Annotated in this window: 17 protein-coding genes; 10 read left to right on the top strand and 7 right to left on the bottom strand. The window is 33.0% G+C overall.

Translation table 11 applies throughout. The annotated features are described in order from the left end of the window. Together BM239_RS14870 and BM239_RS14865 are read right to left on the bottom strand one after the other, a co-directional pair. A partial coding sequence (locus tag BM239_RS14870) for a hypothetical protein (protein ID WP_218151662.1) occupies positions 1–1,330 on the bottom strand: 1,330 nt, incomplete at its 3' end. A gap of 172 nt (positions 1,331–1,502) precedes the next feature. Then, positions 1,503–2,084: an NUDIX hydrolase gene (locus BM239_RS14865; RefSeq protein WP_092210058.1), complete on the bottom strand. Its 582-nt coding sequence runs from the start codon at positions 2,082–2,084 to the stop codon at positions 1,503–1,505. Positions 2,085–2,212: 128 nt separating this feature from the next. On the opposite strand from BM239_RS14865, the gene pyrE reads away from it, so the two are divergent. Next, positions 2,213–2,857: an orotate phosphoribosyltransferase gene (gene pyrE, locus BM239_RS14860; RefSeq protein WP_092210056.1), complete on the top strand. Its 645-nt coding sequence runs from the start codon at positions 2,213–2,215 to the stop codon at positions 2,855–2,857. Between the two features lie 31 nt (positions 2,858–2,888). Beyond that, positions 2,889–3,284, top strand: a complete 396-nt coding sequence (locus BM239_RS14855; RefSeq protein ID WP_092210053.1) for an SRPBCC family protein — start codon at positions 2,889–2,891, stop codon at positions 3,282–3,284. Between the two features lies 1 nt (position 3,285). Here the strand turns inward: BM239_RS14855 and BM239_RS14850 are convergent, their stop codons facing one another. Continuing rightward, positions 3,286–4,017: a biotin--[acetyl-CoA-carboxylase] ligase gene (locus BM239_RS14850; RefSeq protein WP_092210051.1), complete on the bottom strand. Its 732-nt coding sequence runs from the start codon at positions 4,015–4,017 to the stop codon at positions 3,286–3,288. 95 nt (positions 4,018–4,112) lie between these two features. Here BM239_RS14850 and rsfS point away from each other — a divergent pair, with 95 nt between their 5' ends. The 6 genes from rsfS to BM239_RS14820 all read left to right on the top strand — a co-directional run bounded on the left by rsfS (position 4,113) and on the right by BM239_RS14820 (position 8,909). Next, positions 4,113–4,484, top strand: a complete 372-nt coding sequence (gene rsfS / locus BM239_RS14845) for a ribosome silencing factor (RefSeq protein WP_092210049.1) — start codon at positions 4,113–4,115, stop codon at positions 4,482–4,484. A 9-nt stretch (positions 4,485–4,493) separates the two neighbouring features. Beyond that, a complete protein-coding gene (gene ftsH / locus BM239_RS14840) occupies positions 4,494–6,440 on the top strand; it encodes an ATP-dependent zinc metalloprotease FtsH (protein WP_092210046.1) in 1,947 nt (648 codons plus the stop codon). Between the two features lie 119 nt (positions 6,441–6,559). Beyond that, positions 6,560–7,180 (top strand): LUD domain-containing protein, encoded by a 621-nt coding sequence (locus tag BM239_RS14835; RefSeq protein ID WP_092210045.1) that lies wholly within the window; start codon positions 6,560–6,562, stop codon positions 7,178–7,180. Between the two features lies 1 nt (position 7,181). Next, on the top strand, positions 7,182–7,991 hold the full coding sequence (locus tag BM239_RS14830; RefSeq protein ID WP_092210043.1) for a phosphatidate cytidylyltransferase: 810 nt from the start codon (positions 7,182–7,184) through the stop codon (positions 7,989–7,991). A 1-nt stretch (position 7,992) separates the two neighbouring features. Further along, positions 7,993–8,643: a phosphatidylserine decarboxylase family protein gene (locus tag BM239_RS14825; RefSeq protein ID WP_092210040.1), complete on the top strand. Its 651-nt coding sequence runs from the start codon at positions 7,993–7,995 to the stop codon at positions 8,641–8,643. Next, positions 8,643–8,909: an acyl-CoA-binding protein gene (locus BM239_RS14820; RefSeq protein ID WP_092210038.1), complete on the top strand. Its 267-nt coding sequence runs from the start codon at positions 8,643–8,645 to the stop codon at positions 8,907–8,909. The genes BM239_RS14825 and BM239_RS14820 overlap by 1 nt, the downstream gene beginning before the upstream one ends. 34 nt (positions 8,910–8,943) lie before the next feature. Here BM239_RS14820 and pafA read toward each other — a convergent pair whose 3' ends face one another. Then, on the bottom strand, positions 8,944–10,617 hold the full coding sequence (pafA, locus tag BM239_RS14815) for an alkaline phosphatase PafA (RefSeq protein WP_092210037.1): 1,674 nt from the start codon (positions 10,615–10,617) through the stop codon (positions 8,944–8,946). 107 nt (positions 10,618–10,724) lie between these two features. Here pafA and BM239_RS14810 point away from each other — a divergent pair, with 107 nt between their 5' ends. Both BM239_RS14810 and BM239_RS14805 read left to right on the top strand, forming a co-directional pair. Further along, positions 10,725–11,462 carry an MlaE family ABC transporter permease gene (locus BM239_RS14810; RefSeq protein ID WP_092210035.1) on the top strand — a complete coding sequence of 246 codons (738 nt, stop codon included), beginning with the start codon at positions 10,725–10,727 and terminating at the stop codon, positions 11,460–11,462. Continuing rightward, positions 11,462–12,229: an ABC transporter ATP-binding protein gene (locus tag BM239_RS14805; RefSeq protein ID WP_092210032.1), complete on the top strand. Its 768-nt coding sequence runs from the start codon at positions 11,462–11,464 to the stop codon at positions 12,227–12,229. Before BM239_RS14810 ends, BM239_RS14805 begins: the two co-directional genes overlap by 1 nt. A gap of 6 nt (positions 12,230–12,235) precedes the next feature. Here BM239_RS14805 and BM239_RS14800 read toward each other — a convergent pair whose 3' ends face one another. The 3 genes from BM239_RS14800 to BM239_RS14790 all read right to left on the bottom strand — a co-directional run bounded on the left by BM239_RS14800 (position 12,236) and on the right by BM239_RS14790 (position 15,470). Continuing rightward, entirely contained in the window at positions 12,236–13,723 is a 1,488-nt protein-coding gene (locus BM239_RS14800) for a TIGR00341 family protein (RefSeq protein WP_092210030.1), read from the bottom strand. A gap of 2 nt (positions 13,724–13,725) precedes the next feature. Continuing rightward, positions 13,726–14,805, bottom strand: a complete 1,080-nt coding sequence (locus BM239_RS14795; protein ID WP_092210028.1) for a mannose-1-phosphate guanylyltransferase — start codon at positions 14,803–14,805, stop codon at positions 13,726–13,728. A 65-nt stretch (positions 14,806–14,870) separates the two neighbouring features. Next, positions 14,871–15,470, bottom strand: coding sequence for a SprT-like domain-containing protein (locus BM239_RS14790; RefSeq protein WP_092210026.1), 600 nt, complete (start codon positions 15,468–15,470; stop codon positions 14,871–14,873). Positions 15,471–15,505 lie beyond the last annotated feature (35 nt).

Genomic DNA, 15,505 nt, shown 5'->3' with positions numbered 1-15,505 from the left:
CACCAGCATTTACGATAACTAAATCATCACCTTGCGTTAAAACATAAATTGAAGAATAGCCATCAGGAATATTGATATCACCGTTAGGTGTTGCAGAAATTGTAGCAGCACCATCAACTAAAGTTGCCATATCCATATCAGCTGTTAATGTTCCAGCCATAGGGTTTTCAACAGAAATAGGAGCGCCAGCTACATCAAGAGCAGCACAAATGTTTCCACCCCCCGGAATAATAAGTCCGAAGACATCAAAACCGGTTGTAACACCGAATTCTACGATACCTAAATCTAACGTGTTTGGATTGTACACTAACGTATGTATGGTATAATTGCCATCTTCTGTAACGTCAAAACTTGGTTCTGCACCAGCATTAACAATTACTAAACCGTCACCTTGCGTTAATACATAAATAGACGAGTAGCCATCTGGAATATTAGCATCGTTATTAGATGTGGCAGAAATAGTCGCCATACCATCTACTAAACAAGCCGTGTCCATGTTTGCTATAAGTGTTCCAGCGTCAGCTTCACAGCTTTCAACTGTAACAGGTGCACCAGCAACATCAAGAGATGCACAAATGTCGCCACCACCTTGAGAGATTAATCCAAGTACGTCTACACCAGTTGTAACACCAAATTCTACAATACCAACATCTAAAGTATTAGGATTGTAAACAAATGGATGAATGGTATAGTTTCCAGGCTCTGTAACTGGGAAAGATGATATATCATCGCCATCCACAATAACCAGTTCTTCACCAAAAGTTAAAACAAATCCAAGAGTAAAGCCATCTGGAATTACTGCGTCACCGTTCGGTGTCGCTGAAATAGTAGCCATACCATCAACTAAAGACACGTTAGACATGGTTGCTGTTGCAGTTCCAGAAAAAGCATTACAAGTTTCTGTTACTGTAAAGGTTATCATTTCTCTGTCACATCGCTGTCCGTAGCCATTGTTATATCTGTGAAGATCAGCACGAATAGTAAAAGTGCCAGTTCCTAGATTCCAAGCACGGTTACCTGCCGGATACGTGTAAGGCTCCACATTTTCCGTAATGTAATCGTATTCATTGGTATTGTCATTTCGAACGGCATACCGGACACTCTGTGAGTAGCCATCAACTAATAGATTAATAAAAGCATTTGAGGGTATGTCTGTAATGTTATAGACGCCTCCATTTTCAATGGCCATGCTTTCGGAACCATTTGAAAATTCAAATCCATTAATTTCCCCACAATTGTTATTAGCATAAGACTGAATGGAAAAAATAAATAAAAACAAAAGTAAGATGGTAGATTTGGGAAATCTGAATGTAGTTTCTAATTTCATCATATTTTGTTTAAAGATTATTTGATAAAGTTAAACAAAAAAGAAATAGCAAGCAATATTTTTTAAAAAATAAGCATAAAAAAAGTGTTGTAAAAAATTATAAATGAATGATTTATGGTTTGTTATGCCTAGTGGAATAGGCTTTTTGTGGAGGATTGACTTTATTTAAATAAATTTAAAAAAGTAATTTAATATTGGCATAACTGTTTTTTAATGCTTCTTGAGTCTCATCAGGATTCAACCATGCAACTTTAGTGATACCTTCGTTTTCTTGTGGTTCAAGTGTGCCGGAATAGGTTGTAGTCATTTCAAACCAATAGGTAATTTTAATTTTGTATTTACCATTTCTTTTAAAGATGTGGTAAGTTGTTTCAAGTGGTTTAGTGATTTTTAAACCTTCAACACCAGTTTCTTCTTCTACTTCTCTAATAGCCGTGGTTTCAATACTTTCTTTTTTTTCGGTTTTTCCTTTTGGTAAATCCCATTTTTTATTTCTGAAGATAAATAAAATGTCACCTTTATCGTTATAAACTTTTCCACCACCTGCTATAACATTAGGAAGTTTTTTTAGGAATTTTTTTAATAATTTTTCTTCTTTAGAGTGTATAAGATGAACTTCTTTAACGGACTTCTTGTTAAGTTCTTTAATAACCTTGTTGATAGCAACAGATTTTAATAAGTAGTTTTTAAAAGATGCCTCTTTTTCTACTTCGGTTGTTAAGATAATAGGTTTATCATTAACAAAAACTTTATACATAGTGTAAATTGTTGCAATTAGGTTTTGTAAAAATATTAAAAATTATAGGATAGCCATAGAATTAAAAAATTAATTTTAAATCAGATTTTAAAAATGCAGTTTACGTAAAAAAGTGTAATTTTGCCACTATGATTTTTAATAAAGATACCGCCAGAAAAACTGCCGAAGTATTACTTCAGGTAAATGCAATAAAATTACAACCTAAAGAACCTTTTACTTGGGCTTCGGGATGGAAATCTCCTATATATTGCGACAATAGGATTGTATTATCATATCCGCCAATAAGAAATTACATTCGTGAAACTATGGCTAAACAAATTGAAAAGCAATATGGTAAGCCAGATGTTATTGCAGGTGTTGCAACTGGTGCTATTGGAATAGGTATGTTGGTTGCAGAGTATTTAGGACTACCATTTGTATACGTAAGGCCAGAAGCCAAAAGTCATGGTCGCCAAAATCAAATTGAAGGACATTTAGAGCCAGGACAAAATGTGGTTGTCGTGGAAGATTTAATAAGCACAGGTAAAAGTAGCTTAAATGCAGTACGAGCCTTAAAAGAAAATCATGCTAATGTAAAAGGCATGATGGCTATTTTTACGTACGGCTTTCAAATTTCAAAAGATAATTTTGAAAAAGAGCATGTTCATTTAACCACATTAAGTGATTACGAATCCCTATTAGAGCAAGCTTTTAATACCAATTATATTTCTACAAAAGAACAAGCTATTTTGGCATCTTGGAATGCCAATCCTGCAGAATGGAATGCTAATTGATAATTAGTAAAACAACGATTAAAATCACATTATGAATTTAGAATCCCCTAAAACAACTATTAATAAGTCTTCTGAAACTGTTTTTAATTTCTTGTCTGATATTAAAAATTTCGAAAAATTAATGCCTGAGAACATTAGTAAATTCGAGGTTTTAGGCGAAGATAAATTTTTATTCGCTTTAAAAGGCATGCCAGAAATTGTATTAAAGAAGAAGGAAGTGGTACCTCCTAATAAAATTGTGCTAGGAGCAGCTGGCGGAAAACTAGATTTTTCTTTAATAGGTCATATTTCAGAGATTGATGCAAACACGAGTGAAGTCTACCTGCAATTTAGTGGTGAGTTTAACGCTATGATGGCCATGATGATAAAAGGACCCATTTCAAAATTTATTGAAACTTTGGCCAATAATATGCCTAGTGCAGTTTGATTTAGTACAATAAGGTAATTTCTTTTAGTTCAAATTCGGCTATAATTTCGTCTTCTAAAAGGATCTGAATATTTCCTGAATTGGTAACACCTTGAATGTAGCCTGTAAAAAGATTCCCATCCAAGCTTTTAAAAGTCGAAGGTTTGTTTTTTCTAAACAAATACCCTTCATAAGTCTCTTTTAAAAGTGTTTTTTGATTGGTTTTTAGTAATTTAAAGTAAAATCTCAAATTACTAACAATATTAAGTAGGAGTTCATCAGTATTTAGATGAGTACCGGTAATTAACTGTAAAGAAGAGGCGTTAGGAAGTCCATTAAATTGTGTTTGATTAACGTTTAATCCAATGCCAATTATAGTGCCACCAAAGGCATTTTGTTTGACTGTGTTTTCTATAAGAATGCCACATACTTTTTTGTTTTCTGACAAAATGTCGTTAGGCCATTTAATGCTTAATTTGGGTATTAAAAATTGTTGCAAGGTTTTTATAAGAGCTAAAGACGTTACCATGCTAATAAAGAAATTATCTTGAAAATCTAGAAATGAAACGTTCTTGAAGATACTAAACATCAAGTTTTTATCTGATTCCGACTCCCAATTTGTACCGCGTTGTCCACGTCCATTTGTTTGGTGTTTTGCGGTAACAATAGTATAATCAGCAAGTGTATTACGGGTGCTTAATGCTCTTAAATACGAGTTTGTAGAATCGGTGGCATTAAGTTTGATTATATGCATTCAGTAAATTATTGAATAGAGACCTAAAATCTTATGATTTTTTTACGGTATAAAGAACTAAAAAATAATAACTTTGCACAAATTAAATTAATTGAATGGCAAAAAAACAAATCAGTGCAGACCAATTGATAGCTACTATTTTAAGCGGAATTGAGGACGTAAAAGGAAAAGAAATAAATATATTAGATTTACGCGAGATTGAAAATACGGTTTGCGATTACTTTATTATATGCGAGGGTACTTCAAACACGCAAGTAAATGCCATTGTAAACTCCATCCAGAAAAAAGTCAGTAAAGAGCTCAAAGATAAGCCTTGGCATATTGAAGGAACGGATAATGCCGAGTGGGTGTTAATGGACTATGTGAACATTGTAGTTCATGTTTTTCAGAAACATATTCGTGAGTATTATGATATTGAAAGCCTCTGGGGTGATGCAAAAACAACGGTAATTGAAACAAACTATTAAGGGATATTAATGACAAAGGATACAAAAAATAATAAAAATAAGAAGCCTAAATTCAATATGTATTGGATTTATGGAGGAGCCATCGTTTTATTTATCGTTGTGCAAGTTTTAGGAGGTACGGGTTTTGATGAAACAAATCCAACCACACCATCTGAATTCATGACTTACCTAAAAGATGGTGATGTAGATAAAGTAGAAATAGTTAACAGGCGTGAAGCTAAAGTTTATTTAACACCTGAAGCAGAAGCTAAAGATGTCCATAAAAAATCCAAACCAACATCGCTTTTGCCAACGGCAACTAAATTGCCTAACTATCGTTTTGAATTTGGAGACCTTCAGAATTTTGAAGATGACATCGCGAATGTCATTCAAACGGAAAATTTAAATCCAAAACCACAGATTGAGTACAAAACAGAACAGAATGCTTGGGGTGATTTCTTAATTGGATTATTGCCATTTGTGCTTCTAATAGGAGTTTGGATTTTTATTATGAAACGCATGTCTGGTGGAGCTGGTGGTGGAGCTGGAAGCCAAATTTTCAATATTGGTAAATCCCGTGCCAAATTATTTGATGAAAACACAGATGTAAAAACATCTTTCAAAGATGTAGCCGGCTTGGAAGGAGCTAAAGAAGAAGTTCAGGAAATAGTTGATTTTCTTAAAAACCCAGAAAAATACACTAATTTAGGTGGTAAAATACCTAAAGGAGCTTTATTAGTAGGACCTCCAGGGACTGGAAAAACTTTATTAGCAAAAGCTGTTGCAGGTGAAGCTAAAGTGCCATTCTTTTCATTATCTGGTTCAGATTTTGTAGAAATGTTTGTTGGTGTTGGAGCATCTAGAGTACGTGATTTGTTTAAGCAAGCTAAAGAAAAATCACCTGCCATTATTTTTATTGATGAGATAGATGCCATTGGTCGTGCTCGTGGAAAAAATAATATGTCCGGTTCTAATGATGAACGGGAAAATACATTAAACCAATTATTAACCGAAATGGATGGGTTTGGAACCAATACGAACGTAATTGTATTGGCTGCAACCAATAGAGCAGATGTTTTAGATAAAGCCTTAATGCGTGCAGGACGTTTTGATAGACAAATTTTTGTTGATCTTCCGGATGTGCGTGAGCGTAAAGAAATATTTGAAGTTCATTTAAGACCGCTTAAAAAAGCTGAAGATTTAGATTTAGATTTTTTATCCAAGCAAACACCAGGTTTTTCAGGAGCTGATATAGCCAATGTTTGTAATGAGGCAGCTTTAATTGCTGCTAGAAATGGCAAAAAAGCAGTGGATAAACAAGATTTCTTAGATGCTGTTGATAGAATTGTAGGAGGTTTAGAAAAGAAAAATAAAATCATTACACCAGGAGAGAAAAAGGCTGTTGCTTTTCATGAAGCTGGACATGCTACTGTAAGTTGGATGTTAGAACATGCTGCACCATTAGTAAAAGTTACTATAGTGCCTCGAGGACGGTCTTTAGGAGCAGCTTGGTATTTACCAGAAGAACGCTTAATTGTTAGACCAGAGCAAATGCTAGACGAAATGTGTGCTGCTTTAGGTGGTCGTGCAGCAGAAAAAGTTATTTTTAATCAAATTTCAACTGGTGCATTAAGCGATTTAGAGAAAGTTACTAAACAGGCTCGAGCTATGGTAACAGTCTATGGGTTAAGTGATAAGGTTGGAAATTTAACGTATTACGATTCTTCTGGTCAAAACGAATATGGTTTTACAAAACCTTACAGTGAAAAAACATCAGAACTTATTGATAACGAAATTTCTAGAATCATTGAAGAACAGTACCAACGTGCTATTAATCTTCTTGAGGAAAACAAGGATAAATTGACCGAATTAGCTGATGTTTTATTGGAAAAAGAAGTCATATTTAAAGATAATTTAGAAAAAATATTCGGGAAACGATCTTTTGATGGACCAATAATTGCAGGCGAAGAAGAATAATATTTTAAAATTTATCTGTTAACATTTATTTAAAATCTTAAATTAGCCTTACGGTTCGTTTAAGATTTTTTATATTTGAAAAACACCTTAAAATACTCGGATTAATAGCAAATACATAAATGAGTCTATTTAGAAAAATTTTTGGTTCCAAATCTGATGATTCAGAAAGTGAATTGAAATCTAATGAGCGTGGCAAATACATGCCAGAAATAAAACTACCAATAGATGAGCGGTTTACAATAAACTTCAAGGCCAATGGTGGTAAATTTCTGTATTGCGAAAATTTGGATGAAGTTTTTGATAGCTTAAATAATATTATATTAGAAAACGATTGGGAGGAAAAAAAGGTTTTGATTTATGATGACCAACTAAATCTTAAATTCAAAAATTCTGATTTAAAAGTTACTAGAACAAGTAACGATGCCGAATATTTTTTAACAACTTGTGAGAACTTAATTGCTGATGATGGTTCATTATTAATATCATCTAATCAAATAGCGGAGAAAAAATTAATTGAATTTCCAGAAAATTTTATTGTTTTCGCCACAACAAGTCAGATAACTGCTAATATTGGAGAAGGGCTTCGTGGTATTAAAAATAATAGTTCAAAAAAAATTCCCACCAACATTACAACTATAAAACATTTTAAAACTTCAGAAAACAAAGAAAAAGAAAATGATTTTATGAGTTATGGAAGTAATTCCAAAAATTTATACCTACTTCTTTTAGAAGATTTATAACATGAAAGAAATCCTTGTAAGATCCTTTACGGGTTTATTATATGTTACCTTATTAATGGTGTCCCTGTTAAATGAGCATGCTTTAATTATACTCTTTTTTGTTTTTGGGTTGATTTGTATGGGAGAATTTAAGAAATTAATAGGCTATAAATCTATTTTGCCATATGTGATATTTATTCTAATGTATTTAGTTTTCGGCTATTGGCAATTTTTTATGAAATCAGATACCGGTTTAAGTGAAGCCACTCAAATTCTTCAGGTGGTTACCATATTTGTACAACTCATACTTATAAAAGATTTGTTTACTGCAAAAACAATTCCACTATTTATATCCAAACGCTTTTTAATAGCTACATTTTATCTTTCAAGTGCATTTGTGTTTTTAATTCTTATTGCTAATTATAATAGTGAATACAATCCGTTTATTTTATTAGGTGCTTTTATCCTGGTTTGGGTTAATGATACCTTTGCCTTTTTAGTTGGTAAAAATTTTGGAAAGCAAAAGCTTTTCGAAAAGATATCTCCAAAGAAAACGGTTGAAGGTTTTATAGGTGGATTATTTTTTTCATCCGTAGCTAGCTATTTTATTGCTACCTTTACAGAAACATTGAGTTTTAATAATTGGCTAATGTTAGCAATAATTATCAGTGTTTTTGGTACATTAGGAGACTTAATTGAATCCAAGTTTAAACGTCAAGCAGGTGTTAAAGACAGTGGTATTATTATGCCTGGGCATGGCGGATTGCTAGACAGGCTAGATAGTATTATCTTTGCAGCACCTTTTATTCATTTGTTTTTAGAAGTTATATAATATGTTTCACAAAGAAGGACATAAAATTATTTTAATCACGCTCATAGTTGTTGTAGCGTTGTTTTTAATTACGGATACTTACGTAGTTTTGCCATGGCTAAATATGATTATCATGATAGCCTTATTAGTTTTTTTGTTACTGATTTTACAGTTTTTTAGAAACCCAAAAAGGCAAACAGCCTATGATGATAATACCGTTGTTTCGCCAGTGGATGGAAAAGTGGTTGTTATTGAAGAGGTATTTGAAAAAGAATTTTTTAAGGAAAAAAGAATTCAAGTTAGTATCTTTATGTCGCCAGTAAATGTACATGTTACCCGATATCCTATAGGAGGTCAAGTGGTATATAGTAAATATCATCCTGGGAAGTATTTAGTAGCATGGCATCCTAAAGCAAGTGAAGAAAATGAACGAACAACGGTTGTTGTTGAAAATGAAGTTTTTGGACCTGTATTATACAGACAAGTAGCAGGAGCTCTGGCTAAACGAATTGTTAACTATGCTAAAGAAGGACAGCAAGTAAATCAAGGTAGCGATTCTGGATTTATTAAGTTCGGTTCACGAGTCGATTTGTTTTTACCTTTAGACGCCAAAATTAATGTGTCACTCAATCAAAAAGTTCGTGGTGCTGAAAGTATTATAGCAGAAAAATAATGACTTCTGAAGAATTAGATATCGCCTTTAAAGATGCTGTTGATAGAATTAACGATCATCATGAGCCTTTTCCTGCAGATTTTTTATTGCGTTTGTATGCATACTATAAAAAAGCAACTAATGATTATAGTAGACCAAGCAGTAGTAAACCTCTCATTACAGCTTTTAAAACAAATGCCTTGTTTCAAATTCAAAACATCTCTGAAGACGAAGCGAAAGAAACTTATATTGATTTAGTAAATAACTATTTTTTATATCGTAAATAGTCATATTAAATTGCTTATTGGAAGAGAAATAGTATTACTGATTTTCAATCACAAATTCTAAAGGTTTACCTGTAGATCCATTAGGAAAACTAATCCCTAACAAAGCTGAAATAGTAGGAGCTATATCTGGAATAACTGTTTTTTTGTAAGTGCTTCCAGGAGCAATACCTTTGCCAAAAAATAATAGCGGTACATGGGTGTCATAGTTAAAACCACTGCCATGTGTAGATCCCGTTTTACTATATGAAATATAAGCCATATCTGGAACCATTAATATGTCTCCTGAACGTTTTTGGTTATAACCATTCTGTAATAAGGACTCAATACCTGTTGAGAAAGAAACGTTACTCATGGTTGTTGCTGAATAAATTTTTGCCATATGCTCATACGTTATTAACTCGTTAATAATAGTTTCTTGAACCTGGGCTAAATTTAATTTTAGTTCCAATAACTTTGTGCGGTTTAAAAATATTTGATTGTTGCTTATGTTCTCAATCAAATCGTCAGCACCAAAGTGATTAGTCATAAACGTGCTTAACCTTTTTTTTGTATCACTGTTTTTTAAATATCCAGATGGAATTTTTACAGATGTCAAATAAGAAGGGACATCAACAGCACCATGATCTGCAGTTAAGAATACGGTATAGTCTCCAACACCTACCGTTTTATCTAAATAGTTTAAAAAGCGCTCAATATCTAGGTCTAGGCGTAGATAGGTGTCTTCAATCTCTTTACTATTAACACCAAAATTATGGCCTACGTAATCTGTACTGGAAAAACTTAAAGTTAAAATATCTGTAATTTGATCCTGACCTAACTGTTCACCTGAAATGGCTGCCATGGCAAAATCAGTTGTTAAGCTATTGCCAAATGGTGTGGCTTTTAATATATCAAAACCACGATTATCATTTTTCAGTTGATCTAAATCATAAGGAAATGTTGCGGTTTTCTGACCTTTAAAACCGCCTTCAAAGGCATTCAAGTCGGGTCCGCTTTCCGTATAAGTTTCAATAGGGTAAAGCGTATTCCAGACTTTTAAATAGGATTTTGCAGTATCCGTCTTGTTGAATTCAGCAACCCAATTAGGTAGTTGGTTCATATAATATGTACTGCTTATCCACTGTCCTTCATTTTGGCCATGAAACCAATAGGCTGCATTAGCAGCATGACCAGCAGGCAAAATAGCACCTCTATCCTTTAGGGATACACCAATTGTTTTACCTTTCATTTGTGTAAATAAACGGTTTTCATCTGCAAAAGAAGTCGTTTGCATCCGATGTGGAGACATTTTGCCAGCATCATCCATGGTACCTAGCGGTTGCACATTATCGTCACCAGCACAATACACAAACTCTTTTGTTTCTTTATCATACCAATCATTTGCTATTATGCCATGATATTTTGGTGTGGTGCCAGTAAAAACGGAAGCATGTCCTGGTCCAGTATACGTTGGAATATAATTAAAATGATTATTTTTACAGTTAAATCCATTATTCATCAAGCGCTTAAACCCTCCATCAGAATATTTATTATAAAAACGTGTTAAATAATCATACCGCATTTGGTCTACAACAATGCCAACTACTAGCTTCGGATTCTCAAATACGAGTTTTTTTTCGGTGTTTTCAGCTGTGTTAATGGTTGGTTTTTGAGCTTGACAAGCCGTAAATAAAATAGCGATAATTATAATATATAAACTATTTTTCATCATGATGGGGAATTTAAAATTCAAAAGTAAGGATTTTTAAATATCCCTAATTAAAATTACCGTTAAATACATTTTAGTTTTTTATTTTAGCAGGAACAAAAAGCAGAATGACATACCTCCATAATATTGGCACCTACTTTTTAATGATTAAGGAAATGTTTCGTAAACCAACGAAATGGTCCGTCATGAAAAGGTTAATTTTTAATGATATTGATGACCTAATAATCGGGTCATTAGGTATTGTTGCGTTTATTTCATTTTTTGTTGGAGGTGTTGTTACCATTCAGACAGCTTTAAACATTACCAGCCCTTTAATTCCACAATATTTAGTTGGTTTTGCAACCAGACAATCTGTAATTTTAGAGTTTGCACCAACTTTTATATCCATAATTATGGCAGGTAAAGTGGGCTCATTTATAACCTCTAGTATAGGAACTATGCGTGTAACAGAGCAAATAGATGCTTTAGAAGTTATGGGTATAAATGCTTTAAATTATCTGGTTTTCCCAAAATTTATTGCTTTAATGCTTTACCCTTTTGTGATATCTATTGCTATGTTTTTAGGTATCGTAGGCGGTTTAGCCGCTTGTTATTATGGTGGTTTTAGCTCTGTAGAAGACTTTATAACCGGTGTTCAATTAGATTTTATTCCATTTCATATCACCTACGCGTTTATAAAGACAATTGTTTTTGCATTTCTTCTAGCTACCATACCATCTTACTATGGTTTTTATATGCGTGGAGGTGCTCTAGAAGTTGGGAAAGCGAGTACAACTTCGTTTGTATGGACCAGTGTCATGATTATTTTGTGTAACTATATCTTAACCCAATTATTATTAAGCTAATGATAGAAGTTAAAAATTTACATAAGTCTTTTGGTAAAGCTCATATTTTAAAGGGAGTTTCAACCAGTTTTGAAAAAGGCAAAACAAGTTTGGTTATTGGGCAAAGTGGTTCTGGTAAAACGGTTTTTTTAAAATGTCTTCTTGGACTTTTTAGTCCCGAAGAAGGTAGCATAGCCTACGATGGTAAAATATATTCTGAATTAACAGAGGATCAAAAACGAAACTTGCGAGCTGAAATGGGAATGGTTTTTCAAGGAAGCGCCTTGTTTGACTCTATGACTATTTTAGAGAATGTGATGTTTCCTTTACGAATGTTTACGAAACAGAGCAAAAGCGAAATGCAAGATCGTGCAGACTTTGTTCTAAATCGGGTTAATCTATCTGATGCTCATAATAAATATCCAAGTGAGGCTTCAGGAGGAATGCAAAAGCGAGTAGCTATTGCACGTGCTATTGTTAACAAACCTAAATATTTATTTTGTGATGAGCCTAATTCAGGATTAGATCCTAAAACGGCTATGGTTATTGATAATCTAATTCAAGAAATTACAGAAGAATATGATATTACTACCGTTATAAATTCGCATGATATGAATTCCGTGATGGAAATAGGTGAAAAAATAGTATTCTTAAAAGACGGTTTAAAAGAGTGGGAAGGCTCCAATAAAACGATTTTTAAAACCGATAATGAAGCCGTAACCAATTTTGTGTATTCCTCTGAACTGTTTAAAAAAGTACGCCAAATGTACCTGGAAGAGCGAGCCTAGTTCTTCTTATTGTATTTGTCGTACAACAAGCGTATCTAATTTTAATTTTACTTTCAGCCAACGCTCTAGTTTATCTTGTTCTTTGGCAATATTAGCGGCACTCATTTTTTCGTTATTCCATTTAACAGAGAACACCGAAATGGTATCTGTTTTTTCAAAATCAGATTCTATTTCATTCGCATAGCTAAATCGCTCCAAGTTTTCGTAGTTAATTTTAACTTCTTTGATAACCTCATTAAAAGGGATGGAGTTTTTTTCGTACAAGGCTAATATTTTAAGACGATCTTCTAAACTATTAATTTTTTGCGATTGTGATATTAAATCTATAGAATCACGATAACGTAATTGTTCCATAAATTTCATATTATCATATTGTTCCGTTCGGCTTTGGTTGAAAATAATACGGGTATTTGCTAAAGCAGGATAGTCAGATGTTCTGCTTTTAATGACACCAATTGTAGATTCTGGAATTTCTCCTAAACCATAAGTGTTAAATTCAATATAAGAATCTCCATCATTATATTTAGGGATGGTATTCTTTTTAATATACTCATATTGTGGTAAGCCCTTAAGCTCGTTATCCACAAAACGTTTTGCTTCAGTATCAAAATTACTTTCTTTCAATACATTCCAAAACGTATATACTGCTGGCACCATAACAATAATGGCCAAGAATGAAGCAATTTGAGCTGTTCGCTTACGCTTTTTTGAGTTGGCATATTTCAACATTGGAAACCGGAGTGCTTTAACGACAATAAATGTGGCCAACGCAATAAAAATAGTATTGATAATAAATAAATACATCGCGCCAAAAAAGTAAGGCCAATTTGCTTTAGCAAGACCGTAACCTGCCGTACATAAAGGTGGCATTAAGGCCGTTGCAATAGCTACGCCAAAAATTGCAGAAGCAATGGTACCGCGTTTTGTTTTAGCAATAATGAGGGCTGCACCACCAAAAAATGCTATTAAAACATCTCGAATATCTGGTTGTACACGTCCTAGTAATTCCGATGTATCTTCACTTAATGGAAATAACCAAAAGAATAAGTAGGCGGTTAATAAACTCAACACAATCATGATGGCTAAATTTATTAATGATTTTTTCATAGTGTCAATATCATTGACTGCTACCGATAAACCAATTCCCAGTATGGGACCCATTAATGGTGAAATTAACATGGCACCAATTACAACAGCTGTAGAGTTAGCATTCAATCCAATTGATGCTACGAATATAGAACAGACCAAGATCCAAGCCGTGGCACCTTTGAATGAAATATCTTTTTTAATGGCTTCAGTAGTTTCGTCACGATCTGTGTCTTCACGAAAATCTAATAATTCGATTAGGAACTTTTTAATATTTTCAAAAAGCCCTTTGGCATCTTTTTTTACTGCTTTTTTAGACTCCTCAACTGCTGCTGCTTTTTTAGCCTCTTCGCTAGTTGTTTCTTTCTTTATTTCTTCATCAGAAAAGTTGAATTTATTTTCTTCCATATTTAAATGAATTGATCTCCAAAATTATCTTTAACGCGTTTTAATGTGTCTTTAATGTCTTGTTCTTTAGACTTGGGAAAGATAAGTAAAACTTCGTCTTTGTCAACTACTATATAATCGTTTAAACCATCAATTACAACGAGTTTTTTTCCTTGGGTCCGAATCATATTACCGGTTGCATTTTCAGTTAATGTTTTGGCGTTTACAACGGCATTATTGCTAGAATCTTTACTTAATTTATCATACAAGCTTCCCCAAGTTCCTAAATCATTCCAGTCAAAAGTTGCTGGAAGTACAAATACGTTTTTAGATGCTTCCATAATTGCGTAATCAACAGAAATATTGTCAGCCTTCGCATAATTTTCAGCTATAAATTTAGCTTCTTTTTCAGTATTGTACGATGTTATTCCACTTTCGAATAGTTTAAATAAATCTGATTGATTGTTTCTAAAAGCATCAATAACACTTGTTACACTCCATATAAAAATTCCAGCATTCCATAAAAAATTTCCTTTTTCAATGAACGTTTTGGCTGTTTCATAGTCTGGTTTTTCTCTAAATTGATTAACCAGTTTAATAGCAGACATTGCCATTTTATCATATTCAATATAGCCATAACCTGTATTAGGAAATGTAGGTTTTATACCTAAAGTCATGAGTGCATCATGTGTTCTACAAAATTCAAAAGCTTGCTCAACATTGTTAGTAAAAGCATCTTCATCTTCAATCCAATGATCGCTTGGCGCAACAATCATTAGAGCATTGGGATTTTCTTTCTGAATTTTTAGTGACGCATACAAAATACATGGCGCTGTATTACGCATTGCAGGTTCCAATACTACTTGACGTTGTGTAACTTCTGGTAATTGTTCAAAAACTAAATTATTGTAACGTTCGTTGGTCAGAATAAAAATGTTTTCTTTCGGAATCAGTTTGCTTAATCGGCTGAATGTTTTTTGAATTAATGTATCACCAGTTCCTAACATGTCATGAAACTGCTTGGGAAAATCTTGAGTGCTTACAGGCCAAAATCTAGAGCCAACACCACCTGCCATTAATATGGCGTAATAATTTTTATTCATTTAGTATCATTTAATTTTAACAAGATTAGCTTTGTGTATTTGCCTGATTCTTGATAAAATATTCATCAATCATTTATAATATCTACTTCAGCATTTGGGTTGAAAAGATACAATTTTCCTGTTTTAATTTCTATACATTCAATCCGTTTTACGCGTTTGTTGCCTTTTTTAAATATTTTACCATTATACAATTTAAAGGTTTGCCCAAAAGGGATTTCAAAAACATAGGTTTTGTTGTTCTGTGGATCAAACTGTTTTAAAGCCAATGCTAATTTAATATCCGTATCACTACTTGCTTTAGGGTTTTTAAAATGATTTGCTAAAAGTGGTAATAAATCTATTGGAAAAATAGATGGATTCAAAAAAGGTAACATGAGTTTTTGAAAAGTGTGTTTCCAAGCTTTTCCGTGTGGTTTAATATTTTTGCCAAATGTTTTATAAGCTTCAAAATGAGCAATTTCATGAATGAGTGTAATTAAAAAACGGTAGGAATTTAAATTTGAATTTATCGTGATTTCATGCTTACCATTAGGCAAACGTTTATAGTCGCCATGTCGTGTTTTACGCTCATTTTTAACTGTCACAGTTAAATCGTCATGATCCAATAAGGCCATTACTTGTGCAACAGCTGTGTCTGGAATATAAGATTTTAATGTGTTTTTCATAATGCAAAATAACGCAATTCTTGAATAACTTAATA

The sequence above is a fragment of the Algorimicrobium echini genome, from assembly GCF_900115185.1.
GTDB classification, from domain to species: Bacteria; Bacteroidota; Bacteroidia; order Flavobacteriales; family Flavobacteriaceae; genus Algorimicrobium; species Algorimicrobium echini.
This window is presented reverse-complemented; position numbering and strand designations above follow the sequence as displayed.

What these genes read in the sequence shown, in the direction of transcription:
- BM239_RS14865 (WP_092210058.1), bottom strand. Translation starts at nt 2,084, where the DNA reads ATGTATAAAGTTTTTGTTAATGATAAACCTATTATCTTAACAACCGAA.
- pyrE (WP_092210056.1), top strand. Translation starts at nt 2,213, where the DNA reads ATGATTTTTAATAAAGATACCGCCAGAAAAACTGCCGAAGTATTACTT.
- BM239_RS14855 (WP_092210053.1), top strand. Translation starts at nt 2,889, where the DNA reads ATGAATTTAGAATCCCCTAAAACAACTATTAATAAGTCTTCTGAAACT.
- BM239_RS14850 (WP_092210051.1), bottom strand. Translation starts at nt 4,017, where the DNA reads ATGCATATAATCAAACTTAATGCCACCGATTCTACAAACTCGTATTTA.
- rsfS (WP_092210049.1), top strand. Translation starts at nt 4,113, where the DNA reads ATGGCAAAAAAACAAATCAGTGCAGACCAATTGATAGCTACTATTTTA.
- ftsH (WP_092210046.1), top strand. Translation starts at nt 4,494, where the DNA reads ATGACAAAGGATACAAAAAATAATAAAAATAAGAAGCCTAAATTCAAT.
- BM239_RS14835 (WP_092210045.1), top strand. Translation starts at nt 6,560, where the DNA reads ATGAGTCTATTTAGAAAAATTTTTGGTTCCAAATCTGATGATTCAGAA.
- BM239_RS14830 (WP_092210043.1), top strand. Translation starts at nt 7,182, where the DNA reads ATGAAAGAAATCCTTGTAAGATCCTTTACGGGTTTATTATATGTTACC.
- BM239_RS14825 (WP_092210040.1), top strand. Translation starts at nt 7,993, where the DNA reads ATGTTTCACAAAGAAGGACATAAAATTATTTTAATCACGCTCATAGTT.
- BM239_RS14820 (WP_092210038.1), top strand. Translation starts at nt 8,643, where the DNA reads ATGACTTCTGAAGAATTAGATATCGCCTTTAAAGATGCTGTTGATAGA.
- pafA (WP_092210037.1), bottom strand. Translation starts at nt 10,617, where the DNA reads ATGAAAAATAGTTTATATATTATAATTATCGCTATTTTATTTACGGCT.
- BM239_RS14810 (WP_092210035.1), top strand. Translation starts at nt 10,725, where the DNA reads ATGACATACCTCCATAATATTGGCACCTACTTTTTAATGATTAAGGAA.
- BM239_RS14805 (WP_092210032.1), top strand. Translation starts at nt 11,462, where the DNA reads ATGATAGAAGTTAAAAATTTACATAAGTCTTTTGGTAAAGCTCATATT.
- BM239_RS14800 (WP_092210030.1), bottom strand. Translation starts at nt 13,723, where the DNA reads ATGGAAGAAAATAAATTCAACTTTTCTGATGAAGAAATAAAGAAAGAA.
- BM239_RS14795 (WP_092210028.1), bottom strand. Translation starts at nt 14,805, where the DNA reads ATGAATAAAAATTATTACGCCATATTAATGGCAGGTGGTGTTGGCTCT.
- BM239_RS14790 (WP_092210026.1), bottom strand. Translation starts at nt 15,470, where the DNA reads ATGAAAAACACATTAAAATCTTATATTCCAGACACAGCTGTTGCACAA.